At 51.4% G+C, this 17,650-nt stretch carries 18 protein-coding genes and 2 pseudogenes; 17 read left to right on the top strand and 3 right to left on the bottom strand.

Features of this window, described 5'->3' with window-relative positions:
* The first annotated feature begins 53 nt into the window (after positions 1-53).
* The 10 genes from ACM0OZ_RS16235 (at position 54) to ACM0OZ_RS16280 (ending at position 8,504) form a co-directional block, all read left to right on the top strand.
* Positions 54-272, top strand: coding sequence for a hypothetical protein (locus ACM0OZ_RS16235; RefSeq protein ID WP_414583847.1), 219 nt, complete (start codon positions 54-56; stop codon positions 270-272).
* Between the two features lie 818 nt (positions 273-1,090).
* Complete coding sequence (locus ACM0OZ_RS16240) at positions 1,091-2,197, top strand: phage tail sheath family protein (RefSeq protein ID WP_414583848.1); 1,107 nt, start codon at positions 1,091-1,093, stop codon at positions 2,195-2,197.
* Positions 2,198-2,240: 43 nt separating this feature from the next.
* The gene (locus tag ACM0OZ_RS16245) at positions 2,241-2,699 is read left to right on the top strand and encodes a phage tail protein (RefSeq protein WP_414583850.1); all 459 of its coding nucleotides are present in this window, start codon (positions 2,241-2,243) and stop codon (positions 2,697-2,699) included.
* On the top strand, positions 2,696-3,469 hold the full coding sequence (locus ACM0OZ_RS16250) for a hypothetical protein (RefSeq protein WP_414583851.1): 774 nt from the start codon (positions 2,696-2,698) through the stop codon (positions 3,467-3,469). Before ACM0OZ_RS16245 ends, ACM0OZ_RS16250 begins: the two co-directional genes overlap by 4 nt.
* The gene (locus tag ACM0OZ_RS16255) at positions 3,412-3,639 is read left to right on the top strand and encodes a DUF6760 family protein (protein WP_414583852.1); all 228 of its coding nucleotides are present in this window, start codon (positions 3,412-3,414) and stop codon (positions 3,637-3,639) included. Before ACM0OZ_RS16250 ends, ACM0OZ_RS16255 begins: the two co-directional genes overlap by 58 nt.
* Before the next feature lie 18 nt (positions 3,640-3,657).
* On the top strand, positions 3,658-5,205 hold the full coding sequence (locus tag ACM0OZ_RS16260; protein WP_414583853.1) for a phage tail protein: 1,548 nt from the start codon (positions 3,658-3,660) through the stop codon (positions 5,203-5,205).
* A gap of 57 nt (positions 5,206-5,262) precedes the next feature.
* Positions 5,263-6,021: a hypothetical protein gene (locus ACM0OZ_RS16265; RefSeq protein ID WP_414583854.1), complete on the top strand. Its 759-nt coding sequence runs from the start codon at positions 5,263-5,265 to the stop codon at positions 6,019-6,021.
* Between the two features lie 394 nt (positions 6,022-6,415).
* Positions 6,416-7,471, top strand: coding sequence for a phage late control D family protein (locus tag ACM0OZ_RS16270; protein ID WP_414583855.1), 1,056 nt, complete (start codon positions 6,416-6,418; stop codon positions 7,469-7,471).
* A gap of 3 nt (positions 7,472-7,474) precedes the next feature.
* Positions 7,475-8,116 carry a phage baseplate assembly protein V gene (locus ACM0OZ_RS16275; RefSeq protein WP_414583856.1) on the top strand — a complete coding sequence of 214 codons (642 nt, stop codon included), beginning with the start codon at positions 7,475-7,477 and terminating at the stop codon, positions 8,114-8,116.
* 22 nt (positions 8,117-8,138) lie between these two features.
* Entirely contained in the window at positions 8,139-8,504 is a 366-nt protein-coding gene (locus tag ACM0OZ_RS16280) for a GPW/gp25 family protein (protein ID WP_414583857.1), read from the top strand.
* A gap of 13 nt (positions 8,505-8,517) precedes the next feature.
* On the opposite strand, the gene ACM0OZ_RS16285 is transcribed toward ACM0OZ_RS16280, so the two are convergent.
* Entirely contained in the window at positions 8,518-8,721 is a 204-nt protein-coding gene (locus ACM0OZ_RS16285) for a hypothetical protein (RefSeq protein WP_414583858.1), read from the bottom strand.
* A gap of 38 nt (positions 8,722-8,759) precedes the next feature.
* Between ACM0OZ_RS16285 and ACM0OZ_RS16290 the strand changes: the two genes are divergently transcribed.
* Together ACM0OZ_RS16290 and ACM0OZ_RS16295 are read left to right on the top strand one after the other, a co-directional pair.
* On the top strand, positions 8,760-10,040 hold the full coding sequence (locus tag ACM0OZ_RS16290) for a putative baseplate assembly protein (RefSeq protein ID WP_414583859.1): 1,281 nt from the start codon (positions 8,760-8,762) through the stop codon (positions 10,038-10,040).
* Between the two features lie 14 nt (positions 10,041-10,054).
* A pseudogene (locus ACM0OZ_RS16295) lies at positions 10,055-10,390 on the top strand (lamin tail domain-containing protein); the annotation flags it as partial.
* Positions 10,391-10,438: 48 nt separating this feature from the next.
* Here the strand turns inward: ACM0OZ_RS16295 and ACM0OZ_RS16300 are convergent.
* Positions 10,439-10,927 carry a hypothetical protein gene (locus ACM0OZ_RS16300; protein ID WP_414583940.1) on the bottom strand — a complete coding sequence of 163 codons (489 nt, stop codon included), beginning with the start codon at positions 10,925-10,927 and terminating at the stop codon, positions 10,439-10,441.
* On the opposite strand from ACM0OZ_RS16300, the gene ACM0OZ_RS16305 reads away from it, so the two are divergent.
* The 3 genes from ACM0OZ_RS16305 to ACM0OZ_RS16315 are packed head-to-tail and all read left to right on the top strand — an operon-like array spanning position 10,922 to position 13,891.
* Positions 10,922-12,049 (top strand): phage tail protein, encoded by a 1,128-nt coding sequence (locus tag ACM0OZ_RS16305; protein ID WP_414583933.1) that lies wholly within the window; start codon positions 10,922-10,924, stop codon positions 12,047-12,049. The genes ACM0OZ_RS16300 and ACM0OZ_RS16305 overlap by 6 nt on opposite strands.
* 41 nt (positions 12,050-12,090) lie before the next feature.
* On the top strand, positions 12,091-12,627 hold the full coding sequence (locus ACM0OZ_RS16310; RefSeq protein WP_414583860.1) for a hypothetical protein: 537 nt from the start codon (positions 12,091-12,093) through the stop codon (positions 12,625-12,627).
* 16 nt (positions 12,628-12,643) lie between these two features.
* On the top strand, positions 12,644-13,891 hold the full coding sequence (locus ACM0OZ_RS16315; protein WP_414583861.1) for a DUF6519 domain-containing protein: 1,248 nt from the start codon (positions 12,644-12,646) through the stop codon (positions 13,889-13,891).
* 17 nt (positions 13,892-13,908) lie between these two features.
* Here ACM0OZ_RS16315 and ACM0OZ_RS16320 read toward each other — a convergent pair.
* Positions 13,909-14,821 (bottom strand): annotated as a pseudogene (locus ACM0OZ_RS16320) (IS982 family transposase).
* A 101-nt stretch (positions 14,822-14,922) separates the two neighbouring features.
* Between ACM0OZ_RS16320 and ACM0OZ_RS16325 the strand changes: the two are divergent.
* Positions 14,923-15,558, top strand: a complete 636-nt coding sequence (locus ACM0OZ_RS16325; RefSeq protein ID WP_414583863.1) for a hypothetical protein — start codon at positions 14,923-14,925, stop codon at positions 15,556-15,558.
* 741 nt (positions 15,559-16,299) lie between these two features.
* Positions 16,300-17,646 (top strand): erythromycin esterase family protein, encoded by a 1,347-nt coding sequence (locus ACM0OZ_RS16330; RefSeq protein WP_414583864.1) that lies wholly within the window; start codon positions 16,300-16,302, stop codon positions 17,644-17,646.
* Positions 17,647-17,650: the final 4 nt, after the last annotated feature.

Genomic DNA, 17,650 nt, shown 5'->3' on the forward strand with positions numbered 1-17,650 from the left:
TGTATGAGGCAACAGTATGGCTTTTAATATTGGCATCAACGTGATAGAAACGGATGGCAGTGCCGCCCCCGCGATCGCGGGGGCACCTACCTCTGTCGCTGGATTTCTCCTCCGGAGTCGCCGAGGACCGACGGATCAAGCAGTGCGAGTCTCCAACTTCCGACAATTTACTGCTCGGTTTGGCAGCTACGATCGCAACTTTGTCGGAGCCTACTGCGTGGATGGCTTCTTCCTCAATGGCGGACAAGAAGCCTACATTGCCAGGGTGTTAGGAAGTGAGAGCGCTGCCGCCAGTGTCACGCTACAGGGGCGAAATGGCAGTAACACCCTAGAGGTCACGGCAGGGTATCGAAACACTCCAGAGCATGGCAGTTGGGGCAATGACCTCTACATTGGTGTGCAAGATAATCCGACCTTTTCTAGTCGCTTAGCCGCAAACCTTGCAGGGAATCAACCGGCTCGCCTTCAGGGAGCTGCGATCTCTGGTCTCATCAATCTCAGCGTGCCTAGCACCGATCCCGCTCGTACCCTGGTGATTCAGGTCGATAACCCCGCGACCTCAATCACGGTTACTTTAGATGACACGACGCTGCCGGTTCCATCCCAGGCAACGGCTCAAGATGTGGTTGATGCCATCAATGCCCAGGCGGGGCAACGGGTTATTGCTTTAGTCGAAGCGAACGGGATCTTGTTGGTTTCCCGCCGCAAAGGATCTGCCTCTAACCTGAGCCTGACCACTACAGCCACTACTACCCTAACCCTACTTGGGTTTACAGCCGCTTCAGCGACCGACGCGGGGGCTGCCAGCACCAACCCCTCCTATACTCAAGTTCAGGTCGATAGCATTGCAGGCTTTGCGATCGGCAACTGGGTACGGCTAGATGACGGTATCAGCCAAAATTGGCATCGCATTACGAATCTGGTTCAACAGGAGGATGCTGCGGGGAACTCCCAATTTTTTGTCCAGTGGGCTGAGCCGCCCGAAGCGGAGCGCAATGAATACCGTATCGCTGACAATGCCACCCTCTCGACCTGTGAGTTCAACCTGGTGGTCCAGCAACTGACACCCGCGGATTCTAATCCGCAAACCGTGGAAACCTGGGAAAAGCTAACGCTGGATGCCAGCCAAGCCAACTATGCACCGCTCCGCCTCAATGATCCCTTTTCTGGTTCAGCCTACATTGTTCTGACTGATCTGAACCCCACAGCTTTTGATGGTCGGGATGTGCCACCTCCTAGAACGGGGATTCGCCTGGGACTGGCGACGCCCAGCACGAGTACCCTGACTCGGACTGCCGGAAGCGATGGCAATCAACCTGCAACAGGCGACTACCGCAACGCCCTCTCCCGATTTGATACGGCTGCGATCCAACTGCTAGCCACCCCTGAGCTGATGCCTGATGGAGTTCTCAGGGCAGTTACTCGCGCGGCGATCGACTACTGTGCCGAGAAGGGTGATTGCATGTTTGTGGGGCATACCCCTGCCAGTCGTGATGTCGATGGAGCCAAAGCCTTTGGGCAGGATTTTCGAGCGGCGAAAGTCTATGGAGCGCTGTACTGGCCCTGGATTACTATCACCGACCCTATCGGGACAGGCTCTAACCCTACCCGAGATGTGCCCCCCACCGGGCATGTTATGGGTGTCTACGCCCGCATCGACCAAACCCGGGGTGTCTGGAAAGCTCCTGCTGGCAATGAAGCTGTAGTGCGGGGTGCCTTGAGCGTAGAGCGCAACATTACTGATACAGACCATACGGATCTGGTCAAGAATAGTTCCATCAACGGCATTCGGTTAATTCGAGGGGCAGGCATTGTGATCGATGCCTCGCGTACGCTGTCAACCGATACCCGTTGGTTGTACGTCAACATTCGCCTGCTGTTTAACTATGTCAAAGCCTCCCTGCGGGAGGGGTTGCGCTGGGTGAAACAAGAACCCAATCGGGACACGCTCTGGAACAAGATTAAGTTTAATACTGTAACTCCCTTCCTATTGCGCCTCTATCAAGCGGGAGCTTTTGGCACAGGAACTCCGAGTGAAGTATTCACCGTCATCTGTGGTCCTGAAAATAACCCTCCGGATGAAATCGCGCTGGGCAATCTCCGGATCGAAGTCTATTTTTATCCAGCTCGACCGGCAGAAACAATTTTGATCATTGTTGGGCAACAAGAGAGCGGAGCATCCGCTAGTGAGCAATAAATTTTGAGTGAGCATAAGAGTTTTCCCTGTAAAGGAGATGGTTATGGCACTAAACGATCCCTATCGTAGTAATGAATTTGTCGTCGAAATTGGCACGGTTGAAAGTCCAACGGTGAGTAAAGTCTCCGGTCTCAGTATGGGAGAAACCGACACCATTGAAGTTCCTGAAGGAGGCACCAACGTGATTCACAAAGTTTCTAGTGGTGTCGTCAAATTTCAACCCTTGACGATCGAACGCTATGTCGATGGCAGTCCTGACGATGCCCTCTTTAAGAGCTTCTTTGAGACCATGTTTAAACTAGGGCAGGGGGGACAAGGTTCTAATGGTCGTCGGGATGGATCGGTTGTCAAAAAACACTTTGGTCAGGAAGTCTTCCGGTTTGCTTTTTATGGAGCCTGGGTCAAATCCGCCTCCTTTTCGGATCTAGAAGCTGGATCAACGAACCTACTCAAACAAACCATTGTTTTAGAGCATGATGGTCTAGAGTTGATTGTTTCATGACAAACACATCCACAACCTGGCAGCACGAAGTCACCCTCCCTGTTGGCTACCTTGACCCGGAGACTGGCATTCTCCACAAGCAGGCGACCTTACGCAAAATGACCGGCAAGGAAGAAGCGTTACTCGCCGATCCCAAAATCCGCAGTAATGGGGGTAAGCTGATCACGGCTTTATTAGAGAACTGTGTCACTTCCTTAGAAGGTGTGGACAAGGTAGATAGCACGGTGATTCGTCATCTCTTTTCAGCGGATCGCAACTATCTTCTCCTGGAATTGAGGCGCTTGACCTTTGGGGATGAGATGGAAGCAAACTATCGCTGCTCTTGTTCGGCGACGACGACCCTCTGGGAAGATCTATCAGCACTAGAGGTCCGTCGTGTGGAGAACGGTTCAGTCCCAGAGATCAAAGTTGCAATTAAAGACGGCTATCAAGCTCCCAATGGCAATTGGGAGTATGAGTTTGTTTTCCAATTGCCGACAGGTGAGGATGAAGAAACCTCAGGGAACCGTCGGGACAACAATGCGGCGCGCCAACGGGACGCCCTGCTGGCATGCTGCTTAAAACAAGTTGGCAATCTAGAACCAAAACGCATTCGAGCCATGGGGACCAAGATCCTATCCGACCTGTCGATGGGCGATCGCCGCTTAATTCAACGGGCGATGGATGAAGCTGCCCCGGGTCCTGATCTCACCCGTCAAATTGTGTGTGAGCAGTGTGGCAAAGCATATCGCACCACGCTGGACATGAGCCATTTTTTCCCTTTGGAGTAAGCGGGGAGGATACCTTACACCGGGAGGTTTTCTTACTCGCTTACCACTTACATTGGTCGCAGACAGAGATTCTCGGGCTTCCCATTCCCGAACGTCAGCGCTATCTGGAGTTGCTGCAAGAGCAACTTCGGCGAGAGGAAGAAGCTGTCAACCGAGGCAGTTCATCGTAAACGGAAGGAAGGTCATGTATGGATGAAGAATTAGACCGCCTCAGCACCAGCTTTGCAAGTATGTTGGAGCAGCGAACCCGCCAGCTACAGCAACGAGTGGAAGCCTTTTCAGGTGCGCTAGAGCGCTTCTCCGATCGCATCAGCAACACCATCAACACCATTGTCGCGGCTCTGCCAGGTTCCTCCTCCACCCCCACCCCTGGGACGGCGGGGGCAACCTCCACGGGAGGGATACAATTGGTACGGGTGGTGAACCAGACGGATCAACCCATCCCCGTGCGGGTCGTGGAGACGGTCGCTCGCCGGGAAGAAAGCCAGGGTGGCGGTCTCTTCAGCACCATCTTGGGAGGTCTTGGTTCGTTGGCTGGCAATCTAATTGGTGGAATCGCGTCTGGGTTTGCTGCTCCATTTGCGACCGTTGCTTTTGGTGCGGAACTGGTAGCAGCCATTGGTCTACTGATTCCTGTCGTGTACCGTGCTGCTGATATCGTCGCCGATTTTCGGTTGCTCGTGGGCGATCTCCGGACGTTTGCGAATCAACTGATTGCAGGCATCCGAGGGCTAATTCAGGGATTATTTGACAACCTCACGACTGCCGGAATTCTGCCTGTCTCCAGACTATTAGCCAGCCTGTTGATATTTATTGATGCAGGGATTCGGCTCATCCTCACCTATGTTCAACCCCTGCTCAATTGGGTGGGACAACTGCTGACGGCATTAGCAGACTGGCTAGGGCAGTTGATTAATCGTCTCAGTCAGTGGCTTCAAGGGGTGGTCAATACCTTACCCAATTTTCTGGCTGCTTTGCTCGGTTTTATTCTGGAAACGCTTGTGCGTCCAGCTTTGCGGGTCTTTGTAGATGAGGCAGTGCGAACGGCATTGACCAGCGCTGCTCGTTTTTTTAGAGATGTATTTCTGACGATCGCAGATATCCTGCGAGAAGTGATCACCCACGGGATTACCTTATTGGAAATTGGGATCGCCAATCTGGTGAATGGCTTGATTTCAGCCATCAACGGGATGATCAGTGGTCTCAATTCGCTGATTCGAGCAATTCCCGGCGTGGGATCGAGTCTCCCCAGCATTCCTGCCATTCCCTCGCTGCCGGTTCCCGCAACTCCTGGACCTTTAGGTCCTCGGCTATCCAGTATTATCGAATCTCGTTTCCCCTCGGCTCCCGCCGCGCCTCCAGGTAGCGGGGGTCCAGTTGGACCGACCACAGCACCCACCCTAACCTTACCGGGGTTCCGAGCGCCAACACTGACGATTCCCGAATTTCGTGCCCCGTCTGAATCCGCGCTGGAGGATCTGCTGCGTCCCCGCTCAATGGCAGAAACCACAGCAGCAGCAACGACAGCAGGGGCAGCAGCAGGCGCGGCGGCAGGGGCAGCAGCAGGCATTATCGTGAACGATGGCATCCATGTCCAAATTACGACTGACCGAGTGGACCGGGACACTGCCGACGAAACGGCTCGCTTGATTGCCGATCGCGTTTTGGCAGAAATTCAACGTCAGCTTGAGCTAGGGCGATTCCGACGCGGATTATCGACGAGTTCAATTCAATAACCGTGATCGTCTGGCTCCGTTCTTTTCCTATCAGCCCTCTTTTCATCGGACAACATCATGACTTATAGCCAAATCCAACCTGCCAAACGAGGCTATCTTGCCAATATTCTAACGCTCCCACCGCTAATTTATCCCTTCCAATACAACCCCACACAGTTGACCGATACCAAGCAACTCAAGTGGGGCAAACGGATCCCCGCTCAAGCGAGAGCAGATGTCCAGGCGCGCGGGGTGGGTGGCTTGGTGGGCGGGACACTCTCAGCAGCAGGGGGGGCATTGAGTGCAGGCTTCAGTGGCTCGTTTGGGGCAGTCGGTGAGGCATATAAAAATCAAGTAGAAGTCCTTGGGCGCAATTTTTCGGCGGCGGATATGCATCGGTTTGAGGAAGAGGGCGATCGCACCCTCACTTTCAAGTTCATGATTGATGGTCGAGAACAGCGTCCCGGAGAACCAGAGCGACGGCGGAACGAAGAAGGCGATATCCTCGCTGACCTATCTATTCTCCGTTCCTTTGTGTATCCCGCTATTGGGGATCTGCTGGATGTGTTTAGTTTAGTTGGCGGCAACAAACCGCTGTTTAAAGAACCCCCGACTGCCTTGCTGATTTTAGGCAGTAGCAGTATGGAAGGATTTATCACCAGTCTAAAAATTACGGAGACGCTGTTTAATTCAGCGCTCGATCCTGTCCGGGCAGAAGTTGAGATCACCATGATTGAAAAGATCGACTCCCTCACTTTTGTGATCGATTCTGTCAAACGCATGGGACGTACCTTCTACCATACTGCCTACGAAGACATTGGCAATGTGCTGTTCTAACGTTTCCCACGATTTCCTCTCACGGTTCCTATCATGCCTGTCAGCCCCTTTTCCCGCTATCGCAATCTGCCCCTCCTGGTGGTCTCCCATCCCACTCGCGGGGTCACGCGCTCCTTACCGATCCGTCGTCCTCCCCTATCGCCCCCCGCGTTGGGCAGCCAAAGACATCGCTTGGCGGGCTACGACACATTGGATCTTCTGGCATTGAAGTACTTGGGTCGGGAAGAACTGTATTGGCATGTGATGGATGCGAATGGAGGCCGATTGCCGGACCAGTTTGAGCCTGGTGAAATTATCGTGATTCCGGCTCTGAACAATGCGACTCGCGTAAAACGCCCTCAACGGTAAGGTTATGGATGGATTGTTTGCCAGCGTCAAAATTGAAGGGGAGGAGATGGGCGATCTCCTCGAATCACTAGTGGTTGAAGAAAGTGATTCCCAAGCCGATCTCGCAACCATGACCTTTGGTGATCACTATCAAGTGCTATCCGACATCCTGCACGAAGGACTGACGGTCGAAATTGATTTGGGATGGGAGGATATTCATGCACTCCTGTTCCGGGGAGCGGTTACTGGAATTCAGTCAATATTTCCGAATCGGGGTCAGGCAAGCGTTGAGATCCAGGCGATCGACACTTTAGTGCAACTGAATTATCAACCCCGGACAAAGCGGTGGTGGAACACCACAATCAGCCAAGTTGTGCGGGATATCGCGCTCGCCAATAATCTTCTACCAGGCGATATTGACCCCACAGAAGATGCCTTAATTGAAGAAAGTCGCCCCCGGCAGCAGGTGGCAGAAACCGACCTGGCGTTCTTGCATCAACTGGCTCAAGATTATGACTGCAAGCTGTATGTTGATCGCGGACCAGGAGCTGACACGCTCAATTTCGTCTCGACCCAGAGCTTGATTGCGGCGGAACCGATTGAACATACCCTCGCTGCCAATGAGAATTTGGTGGAGTTTATCGCCACCTATGACACCTTTGCTACTGCCCCAGAAATGCGCCTCGTCGCCACCGATCCGGAAACGGGAGATCGCATCGAAATTAGTCAGCCACTCGCCAGTGGCCGTGATGCGCAATGGACTCCCGATCCAGAACGGATTGCCCAGACCGGAGCCGGAGCGGCTCGATTGACTCGCTTGCTGACCCTGTCTGCCAGTAAGCGATCGCGCTTGCAAGACTTTTGGCGCGTCCCGCCCCGTATTGTAGGCGCACCTGCACGCCCGGAAGATGACCTCTCTGGAACCTTGGGTGATACCTCTCGCCGACTGGGACAATCTGCACGCGGGCGAGCCAGCGGCAGCATCTGGTTGCGCCCCCGACGACGGGTTGTGATTCAGGGCTATGGCGGGCGGTGGTCGGGCGACTGGTACCTGGCACGAGTTCGCCATGAGATGAATTTCAGCCAGAACAGTTACATCAGTTCTTTTGTCTGTACGAGGTGAGCTATGGTTTTTACTCCCCCGCATCGAGAAACCCGAGAACGCTACCCTGGATTGTATGTGGGTCAGGTCGAAGGCAATGATCTGGATTTAGGGCGGATTCAAGTCAGCATTCCCTCTGTGTTTGACGAGACCGACCCCGACTTCTTCGTGCAGGCGCGCCCCTGCTTTCCCTACGGTCACTTTTTTGTCCCCGAAGTCGGCGATAAGGTATGGCTGGCATTTGAAAATGGCAACCCCAGTAACCCAGTCTGGCTAGGTATCTGGTATCCCGAAGACACAGTCCCTGATGACACCCAAGATGCCAATCCTAAACAACGGTTAATTCGTTCTTCCACGGGGCACTTGATGCACTTTGACGACGAAAATGGTCAGATCACAATTCAAGATGCAAATGGTAACACCATAACCCTGAACGATCAGGGCATCACGATTGAAGCTCAAAACAATACCGTAACCCTTAATAGTCAGGGAATTACCTTAACAGATGCAACGGGTTCCCAACTAGAAATCACCAGCCTGAAGACCTGGCTCCAGGGCTTTACCAATGTATTTACAACCGCCTGGACTCCTGTTCCTCAAGATGGAGGGGCTGCCTTGAACACCGCGATGAGTACGTATCTCAGCAGCAATCCCTTACCAATGTAGATCAACACAGGAAGTAGACACGATGAACGAATTACGTGGATTTGCCTTTCCCTTTCGGATTGACTCTCGCAGTGGCGGGGTAGCGGTGACCGAGGGATCGGAAAAATTTAAAGAAAACTTGAAACACCTGTTTCTCAGCCGCATTGGGGAACGGGTTATGGTGCGGCAATACGGCGGCGGCGTCACCCAACTACTGCACGAAAACATCAACGATGGACTGATCGAAGTGGCTCGCCATCAGATTACCAAAACCATGTTGCAGTTTGAGCCACGGGTGTTACCCCAGGAAATCTCCATTATTCCCAAGGAGGGCGAATTGTATTTGCGAGTGCGTTATATCCAAGCAGATACACCCGGAATACAAACCACTGTGATTCCTATTCAATAGCGAGGTTCTATCCCTATGTCGGGTGATCGCACAATGACAGACTACACCAACCGAGATTATGCTTCTCTGGTTGCATCCATGCTGGATCTAGCAGCGTTGAAACTGCCGGAATGGACTGATCGCTCTGAGAATGATCTCGGTCGATTGTTAATTGAGCTATTTGCTTATACCGGCGATGTTCTACTCTACTATCAAGATCGGATTGCCAATGAGTCATTTTTAGCAACCGCGATCGAACGGCGCAGTGTGATCGATTTGCTGGCATTGATCGGGTATAACTTGGCAACTCCGGCTCCGGCTGCCGCTGAATTAACGCTCACCGTCCCGAATGATGCCCCCACGCCCTTGCGAATTGAGGTGGGAGCGCGCTTTGCCACCCAAGCGACCCCCGGAAAACCCGCGATCGAGTTTATCTACCTGCCCGTAACTGGCTCCGCGCTAGAAGTGCCTCGGAGTGGCACTGGTTCTCCAAAGACCATCAGCACGACGATCTCAGTGATCAATGCAACGCGCATCGTGAATGAAGTCTTGGGAGTCTCAACAGGACAAGCCAACCAGAGTTTTCGCTTAACCCAATCCCCAGTGTTGTTGCCTCGCGATCCAGATTCCCAAGACTATCTGCAGGTGGAGGTGGATCGGGGAAGTGGGTTTGAGGTCTGGCAACGGCGGGGGACTTTGCTGTACAGCCTGTCCCGTGATTCCCATTTCACCGTACAAATCAACGATGTAAATGAAGCCGAACTATTGTTTGGAGATGGGCGCTATGGACAAATTCCACCGCTTGCCAGTACGATCCGCTCCACCTATTTAATCGGTGGAGGCGCAGCAGGCAATGTAGGAGCCAACACCATTACCGTTGTCAAAGGTGGTGTCAATGTTTCTGCCAAAGTGACCAATCCCCAAGCTGCCTCGGGGGGAGCCGATCGCGAGTCGATTGAAAGTGCTCGACGGCAAGCTCCGCAGGTGTTTCGCAGTATGCAACGAGCGGTTACGGCGGAAGACTACATTGCCTTGGCAGAAAACGTCCCCGGCGTTGCCCGGGCGACCGCCGTCGCTCGCTCCTGGAACTATGTTGATCTGTATATTGTGGCAGCAGGCAACCTGGACCTAAATGACGATCTGCGGGCAAGGTTACTGCGTTATTTTGACGAGCGTCGCATAGTCACTACCCTGTTGAGTGTGCGATCGCCCATCTTCGTCACTATCACCATCACCATTGTGGAACTGGGCGTGGAACCCACTTTCTATCGGGAGGATGTGCAACAACGGGTGGAGGAATCCTTGACTGCCCTGTTCGAGATCAATCGCCTCGACTTTGGTCAGCCATTTTACTTGAGTAAGGTTTACGAAGTGATCGAAGCAGTCCCTGGGGTGGCTTTTGTCCGGGGGGTCACCTTTCAGGGACGGCGCTCCGACCCACCAGGAGAACTCGTCGATCCCGCGATCGCTGCCACAGGATTGATTCAACTGCGCTCCCAGGAGTTTCCCCGTCAGGGCAGCTTAAATCTGTTGAGCGTTACTGGAGGACTAGGCTAAGCCTGGAAGCGCCTATGCTGATTACGAAGGTCATTATCAATCCAGTCGGGTTTGACAGCGCTCCTGATTCCCAGGGGCGACGCTGGGGTCCGTTTATCAATCTAAATGAAGAGTATGTGGAACTGAGGAATGAAACGGCTCAGCCCCAAGACTTAAGCAACTGGCGGTTACAAGATCGAAGTCGGCATCACTATACCTTTCCACCAGGCACGATCGTGGCACCGGGCGCACGGCTGCGAGTGCATTCTGGGGAGGGCACCAATACCGCCACCGATTTGTACTGGAACCGGAGTGCTCCGGTCTGGAATAACGCAGGCGACACGGTTTTTCTGTATGACCCAAATGCGACGCTGATGGCTCAGCAAGTCCTTCCATTCCGACCGTTGGAGGGTACTGATTTACCCTTGTTTCAAGCGGCAAGTAGCCCACAGGGACGACTGCTGAGCCATGATGCTAGCGGTGCGGTCACCTTTGAACCCGCAATTGAGTTGACCTGGGATCTGGGCATACACGATCTGGGCGAGATCCTGCCCCAATTTCCTCATCCGGATTCCATTTCCCTGTATATTCTGCGGCGCGAGCGGCGATTTCCAGGGTTGAATCGTCGGGGGGTGGTGCCCGTGGTTGTGGAACTGGGGGATGACTCCCTCACCGATGGATTGCTCGTCTATGACAGCATGACCTTTCGCTACGACTTTGAAGAAATTCGGGAGGATCTGGAGGGCGATCGCCTGATTCGGATGATTTACCAGTATCGGTACCAACCTGAACCGCGCGATCGCATTCTCATGCGCAGCATCCGCCAGGAGTCGCAACTCTCGGCGACCGGCGGTGCGCCCCTGCCCATTTCCCAAGTCGTGCGTTTCTTTGATCGAGACAATTTGCATCCCGGAACAATCTATTACTACACCGCCTTCGTGGGTCCCGAAGCGTACCGGATCTTCAGCCGTCGCACTCAAACCTCCGCACTCGCCACAGGGTTCTATACCCATACCCTGTTCACCGAGCTGCCCCAAATCCATCAACGCCTTGACACCGTAACTCCCTCGCCCTTCACCGTTGCCCGACTGGATCAACCCAAAGGTCAACTGCAACGGTTGCTGGAGGTGTTCGATGCCCATGCCGATATGCTGCATGGATTTGTCGAGGGGCTGCGGGATTTACACAATCCACGGCGGCTGGATAGTCGCCTGCTGCCGCCCCTGGCTCACCAAATTGGCTGGCGGTTGAAGGATTACCTGAATGAAGATGAACAGCGTACCGAAGTCCGCTTTGCCCCAGAAATCTATCGCACGGTGGGAACCCTCCCAAACATTGCCGCTATTATCAATCGCGTTACTGGTTGGGACACCCGAGTGCGGGAATTTGTCCGCAATGTACTGATCAGTTTCGATGCTTCACGGTTAGAGCGGCTAGATTCCGGTGCTGTAGTTTATTTGGATGGTAGCCTTCAGCCTAGTGCTACCCCGCCACCGACTCTCCAGGGACGCCGTCTACCCCCCGGATCAGTGGTATCCACTGATCCTATAGCTCTATTTAACCTGCGCACCAGAGCCTTTGATGACCAGACCGCTTACAGCTATGACTGCGGTCAACCGGATGGACGGGGAGGCTATGACCGGAATGACAACGATCTCTATAACCGTGAAACCATCGGGATCTACATTACTCCCGACATCGACAGTGAGTTCTTTTCCCTTCAGGAGGAAGGAGAGCGAATTCGGCAAATTCTGCAAGAGTTTTTGCCGATTCAGGTACGGGCAGTGTTCTTCCTGCAACCGATCAATGTAGAGGAAGGGTATGATGCCACGGCAGAGGTGCAAGAAGCCTTTATAGACATCGGAGTTTTGCTGCAAACCGAACTCTATGGGGAGGGATCGGATAGTGTCAGCGATCGCATTCCTGAATGGCGCTGGTTTATCAGCAATGACTTGACCCATCGTACGGTTGATACTGGCACCCTACCTGTTGGCACCCACTCTCGCACCTGGCACACGGGGCTAACCTAAGGCATTTAACAAATCTGCTACATATTATTTGGAGGACGTTAATGACAGAAGAAATCATTTTCAAAGAGCACTATCCCGAAGGTGAATTTTGTGATCGCCTTATCAATCTAAACGGAGATCTGATCTGGGAACGCCCTTGGCAACCCAACTTGATTGTCAATAGTCTACGTCGCCTCCTGGCTGCGCTGATCAAAGGTGATCCTCAGGGGCAGCAAGTAATGTATTGGGCAGTGGGTACGGGCGAGGCTGCCTGGGATGGCGGCACCTTACCTCCAGAGACCGCTCGCCGCAGCCTGGAGCAGATTTACAACGAAACTGCTCGTAAAGCGATTCCACCGAATCAAATTACGTTTTTAGGTGGATCGTTTACCAATCAGCTAGAGATTCGACTGGATTTCACAACGAGCGATATTCCCCCTGGCCCTGGTAACCAAAACTGGCAACTGAGGGAATTTGGGCTGTTTGCTGGCGGCAGCGCTGCTTTAAACTCTGGCATTCTCATCAACCATCGCATTCACCCCCGGATTGATATGCAGGATGGATTTACCTTACAGCGCACCCTGCGCCTCACCTTCTAGTTTAGGAAGAACAGACATGGGCAACTTTTCTCGCAATACCTTCGATCCCGCCAAAGGCTACGTCGGCGTTCGCCTGCAACAAGGCGTTCCCTTGGTCGATGCTGACTGGAACGAACTCAACGATGTCACCCGCCATGAACTGTATACTGCCTTGAGCCAACTATTCCCCGATGGTGTTGCAGGTCGCGAGGGTTTAGAGGGATTGTCTTTTTTCGTCTTCCCAGGGCAGGGGATACCTGAGCAACCTACTGCTGATAATGACTTTTATGTGTTGCCTGGTCGAGCAATTGTGGGAGGTCGCCCGTTCTATTTTCCACCCCTGACAGGGGGAGGCGGATTAGAGGCAATTTTTTTGTATATTATCCAAAATTCGATTCGCTACTCTGCACAGCCCTGGACAGATCCCACCCGTGCGGCTGAAGATGGGGTTGATGTCATTCCTCCCTTGACTACCCCGGTCGCTAATCGAACCGATTTGGTTTATGTCGATCTTTGGGATCGGGAAGTGGACAGTACAGAAGACCCTAACCTCGTCAATACTGTGATTGGGGTTGAAACCTGCGTGCGCTTGAAACGACAAGTGACAATTCGCGTGGCAGAAGGAACCACAACGCTCCCCGCTGCACCCAGTGGACATGTTTTTATGGCGGTCGCCCTCCTCAACCGCCCAGCCGGACAGGCAGCTCTAACTGGGCCAGCAGTCATTCAAGATATTCGACCCGTTTCAAACGGGTTGCGAGGGACGCGCGAGATTTCCTTCACACCTGCATTTTTCCCGTTCACCTTTTTTGGGACATCTCCGAACTGGTTATTTTTCGTCTTTCCTGGGGCTACTGGCGATCCGAGTGGCTTTAGTTATGCGTTTAAGTCAGCCAGCGAAACTGCCGGTGGCGTTGTGCCCCTAATGCTCCCCCAGGGGGCACGCCTGCTCACCCTAAATTTCCGAGGGTATACCAGGCGCTCCGTCGCGAGCAGTGCTGGGAGTCCGGGTGTCTCTATTTGGCTTCTTCGATCCAATTCCAGTCAATCTTTATTTGCAACTGATGGCACAAGCATACCGAATATGGAAACGCTATTGCAAGAAGCAATCACGCACACCAGGACTGATACCGAGAACTCAAGGTTTAATCGTTCCTTCACGATTCCGAGTGATAGGCGGCAGAATATTGCCGATAGCGAACATTACTATAGCCTCCTAGCCTTCTCTAGTAATAGCGACTTTGAAGCTAGTATTCAGGGCATTTCCATACGCTACGAATATTAAACGTGAATTCGACAAAGTTAAAAAACAGCAGGAGGTAGGGCAGGTAAGTTTTTGGAGTAGATGTCGAGGGAAGGTTTTTTGGATAGATAAGTGTAAGCAGCCAAACCAGCCATCAGATTGACAAAAAAAATTGAACACACTGCGATGAGGAGAATGTTCAAGTTGACACAGATTTTTCAGGTGGTCATTAACTGACTCAATGACCGCACGCTTGTGTAAAAGAATTTTATCAATGAGTTTGACCAAGCTGTTTTTCATGTTCTTTTTAGATTTGGTAACTAACTCTAATCCCCGTTGATATAACTCCTCAAATAGTTTTTGGGAGATATGTCCTTTGTCACCAAACAGTTTACCAACCAAGTCAGAGGTCATATCTGGGACTGATTTTCGGTCATCAACATTGGCACCAGTGAGTTTGAATGCTAGCAATTCTCCTTTGTCGTTGATCATCAAATGCAGTTTAAATCCAAAGTACCATCCCACAGAATTTTTTCCCCATTCCACTAACCCTTGAAATACCTTATGTGCATGGGCGCGACATCTGTGACAAACCTCTATGGCTGTGGAATCGATGAAGCTAATCCCTGTAATTTCTCCCGTGCGAGTATGTAAAAAACAACATAACATCATTAAACACCACCGCATTAATTCCACAAATCTTGTATAGCTGACTAAGTTCGGAAATGCCTTTTTCCAACCTGGTAGTACCTGTAGTGTATAGAATTCCTTAAATGTCCTATAACCACTGCCATGAAACGCTATGACAATTGTCATCACTTCACTGAGGCACATTCTAGATTTACTGCGTCGCTCTCGTGGTATTGATGGTAGTTGCGGCACTTGTTGCCACATCTTCTCCCACTGTGAGCAGAAATCGTCTACATCGCAGAATATCTCGGTTACATCTAGGCGAGATACAATTGTGGACATGGCTGAGACACCCTTTATTTTTTCTTCTTAATTCCAGTCTCAACTTTTTTTTGCATCTAAATCAACCCGTCGAACTCACGTATATTAAGGAGATAAATCGCATGGAAACGATAAAATTCCCCTTTCCCCAATCTGTTGTCGAAGCAGATAAGACGGTTACTGTGCCACAGGGGCATAACCTGTTGTCTATCACCCTGCGCGATCATAGCTGGGTTTCAGTCTGTGTAGGAGATCAGGAAACTGTTAGTGAACACAGTCCTAATCCAGTAATTGAATTCACAGTGCCTCCAGGAAGCTATAGTCTTCGCACAGATGGCGTAATAGAGAACGCTGTTTCCAAAAGTCGCCCTCCAATTTCATCATTGATGGAGCGGCTGCAACAAACCTCCGCATTCCTCTTGCAACTAACCTCTGACGCACCCGATCGTCATATCGTGGATGGAATCGGTGAGGTTCCGGCGGATGGAACTTCTTTTTGTACCATTACGATTGAAAAAAGTTCCCTCAGTGGCACTCCTCTCGCCAATCAAGATTTGCAAGATGAACTGTTTTTACGTACAACGGGCGGCACATTGATGGATACAACAGGAGCGGAAAGAATTCGATCGATCCAGTTACAGGAAGGTAAAGCAGCTTTCCGCTTGATCTCAGAACCAACCCCTAAAGTGGTAACAGTTTCTGTCTTCGGACGTGAGCCGTTATTATCTAAGGCTGAAATTCAAATTGAGTTCGTCTAAATCATCCTTGGCAAATGGCTGAAACAATTCAGCATGTAGATCAATGTGATTTGAACGATAATTTAGCCAAACGGTCAGGAAATACTTCAAAAGTAGTGTGACTTAAAGGAAAAGATTGCCGTTTTTTAAAGTAAAAGCTTGCCGAATTGAGAGCCTGACTAGCTTTACGGTAAATCTACACTCTCCAAAAACGTGAAAAATGCACCAAAGCCTTACGCAGTATAGGATGAACGTCGATTTGATCACGAACCAAAAATGGCGATCGCTCTGATGCTAGTCATCAAACTCTTGTACAGAGGGCATTTTTCTCTATCTATTGTTTGGACTCACGGCAAGCTTTAACTTAAATTTCTGAACTCACGGCAAATTTATTATTTAATCTAACTCGGCAAGCAGTTCATCACCAATTGAAACAATAGGACTTTCAGCCTCTACTGCGGCAAGCTTATCCTTTAATTTTCGGCAATCTTTTCCTTTAAGTCACACAAGAATTAGGGGTGTAAGGGAATAGGGGTGTGAGGGTGTAAAGATCCCCATAACCGCGCGTTGGGGGCTTGATACCAGGACGCCGTGTTTACGAGTGCACTTTCCGCTCAAAACACATCTTCTTTGTTTTTTCCATTGTTGAAAAAGGGGCTTGCATCTTTTTTCTTCGAGGCTTATTACCCCTACACCCTTACACCCTTACACCCCTACACCCGCTTTGAAGGGGCTTGGTCACTAGTCATTAGGTTTAGAATCATGTCAAATGCAACTACAAATAAACTAACTGATGCAGTGCGTCAAGTAGCGCATCCACTGACGGGTGCAGCGGAAGATTATCACCCACTGATGGAACTCATTGGTGATGCTCGCTTTGTGCTTATAGGTGAAGCTTCTCACGGCACCCATGAGTTTTACGAACAACGGGCGGAAATTACCAAACGCCTGATTCAAGAGAAAGGCTTCACGGCTGTAGCAGTGGAGGCAGATTGGCCCGATGCCTACCGTATCAATCGCTATGTACGGGGAGTGAATGACGATCCTACGCCTGCTGAAGCATTGGGTGGCTTCCAACGCTTTCCCACTTGGATGTGGCGTAACACGGATGTAGTAAACTTCCTCGGCTGGCTACGCCAATATAATGATGGCTTAAGGCAGAATGCAAGGAAGGTTGGCTTTTATGGGCTTGACCTTTACAGTATGCATGCCTCAATAGAAGAGGTTATTGGTTATCTGGACAAGGTTGATCCAGAAGCCGCACAATGCGCACGCTACCGCTATTCGTGCTTAGGACACTTTGGCGAGGACTCCCAGGCTTATGGGTATGCTGCCAGTTTTGGTCTGAGCGAGTCTTGCGAGAAAGAAGCTGTCAATCAATTGATGGAGTTGCAACGTAAGACTGCGGAGTATGCAGGGCGCGATGGTCGGGTTGCAGAAGACGAGTTTTTCTACGCAGAACAGAACGCCCGACTGGTGAAGAATGCCGAGGAATACTACCGCTCGATGTTTCAGGGGCGGGTATCCTCATGGAATGTGCGCGATCGCCACATGGCAGAAACCTTAGATCATCTCGTTGCTCATTTAGATACACAAGGAAACCGGACAAAGGTTGTGGTTTGGGAGCATAACTCCCACTTGGGCGATGCGCGAGCAACCGACATGGCAGATGCAGGTGAACTCAATGTGGGGCAACTTGTGCGCGAAAAATATGGTCATGATACTGTACTTGTAGGCTTTAGCACTTACACGGGTACGGTCACGGCTGCTTCTCGTTGGGGTGGTGTAACAGAACTCAAACAAGTTCGTCCGGCATTGTCAGGTAGTTATGAAGCTTTGTTTCACGACACAGGTTTGCCTCGGTTTTTACTGAATTTACGACAAGACAATCAAGCAGTCACAGGACTGCAAGAACCTCGATTAGAGCGGGCAATTGGTGTGATTTACCTGCCCAAATCCGAACGTATTAGCCACTACTTCTATGCACGACTCCCCGAACAATTTGATGCAGTGATTCATATTGATGACACAACAGGCGTAGAACCTCTAGATCGCAGCCCCCATTCCCAAATGACAGAACCGCCGGAGACATTTCCCTCTGGTGTCTAATATC

Source organism: Scytonema sp. PCC 10023 (assembly GCF_963920835.1).
GTDB lineage: Bacteria > Cyanobacteriota > Cyanobacteriia > Cyanobacteriales > Nostocaceae > Kalymmatonema.

Excerpts from the sequence above, each read along its gene's own strand:
- ACM0OZ_RS16235 (WP_414583847.1), top strand. The coding sequence starts at position 54 with ATGGCAGTGCCGCCCCCGCGATCGCGGGGGCACCTACCTCTGTCGCTG.
- ACM0OZ_RS16245 (WP_414583850.1), top strand. The coding sequence starts at position 2,241 with ATGGCACTAAACGATCCCTATCGTAGTAATGAATTTGTCGTCGAAATT.
- ACM0OZ_RS16250 (WP_414583851.1), top strand. The coding sequence starts at position 2,696 with ATGACAAACACATCCACAACCTGGCAGCACGAAGTCACCCTCCCTGTT.
- ACM0OZ_RS16260 (WP_414583853.1), top strand. The coding sequence starts at position 3,658 with ATGGATGAAGAATTAGACCGCCTCAGCACCAGCTTTGCAAGTATGTTG.
- ACM0OZ_RS16265 (WP_414583854.1), top strand. The coding sequence starts at position 5,263 with ATGACTTATAGCCAAATCCAACCTGCCAAACGAGGCTATCTTGCCAAT.
- ACM0OZ_RS16270 (WP_414583855.1), top strand. The coding sequence starts at position 6,416 with ATGGGCGATCTCCTCGAATCACTAGTGGTTGAAGAAAGTGATTCCCAA.
- ACM0OZ_RS16275 (WP_414583856.1), top strand. The coding sequence starts at position 7,475 with ATGGTTTTTACTCCCCCGCATCGAGAAACCCGAGAACGCTACCCTGGA.
- ACM0OZ_RS16280 (WP_414583857.1), top strand. The coding sequence starts at position 8,139 with ATGAACGAATTACGTGGATTTGCCTTTCCCTTTCGGATTGACTCTCGC.
- ACM0OZ_RS16285 (WP_414583858.1), bottom strand. The coding sequence starts at position 8,721 with ATGACTCATTGGCAATCCGATCTTGATAGTAGAGTAGAACATCGCCGG.
- ACM0OZ_RS16300 (WP_414583940.1), bottom strand. The coding sequence starts at position 10,927 with ATGCAAATTGTCTCGATCAAAGAAACGCACGACTTGGGAAATGGGCAG.
- ACM0OZ_RS16310 (WP_414583860.1), top strand. The coding sequence starts at position 12,091 with ATGACAGAAGAAATCATTTTCAAAGAGCACTATCCCGAAGGTGAATTT.
- ACM0OZ_RS16315 (WP_414583861.1), top strand. The coding sequence starts at position 12,644 with ATGGGCAACTTTTCTCGCAATACCTTCGATCCCGCCAAAGGCTACGTC.
- ACM0OZ_RS16325 (WP_414583863.1), top strand. The coding sequence starts at position 14,923 with ATGGAAACGATAAAATTCCCCTTTCCCCAATCTGTTGTCGAAGCAGAT.
- ACM0OZ_RS16330 (WP_414583864.1), top strand. The coding sequence starts at position 16,300 with ATGTCAAATGCAACTACAAATAAACTAACTGATGCAGTGCGTCAAGTA.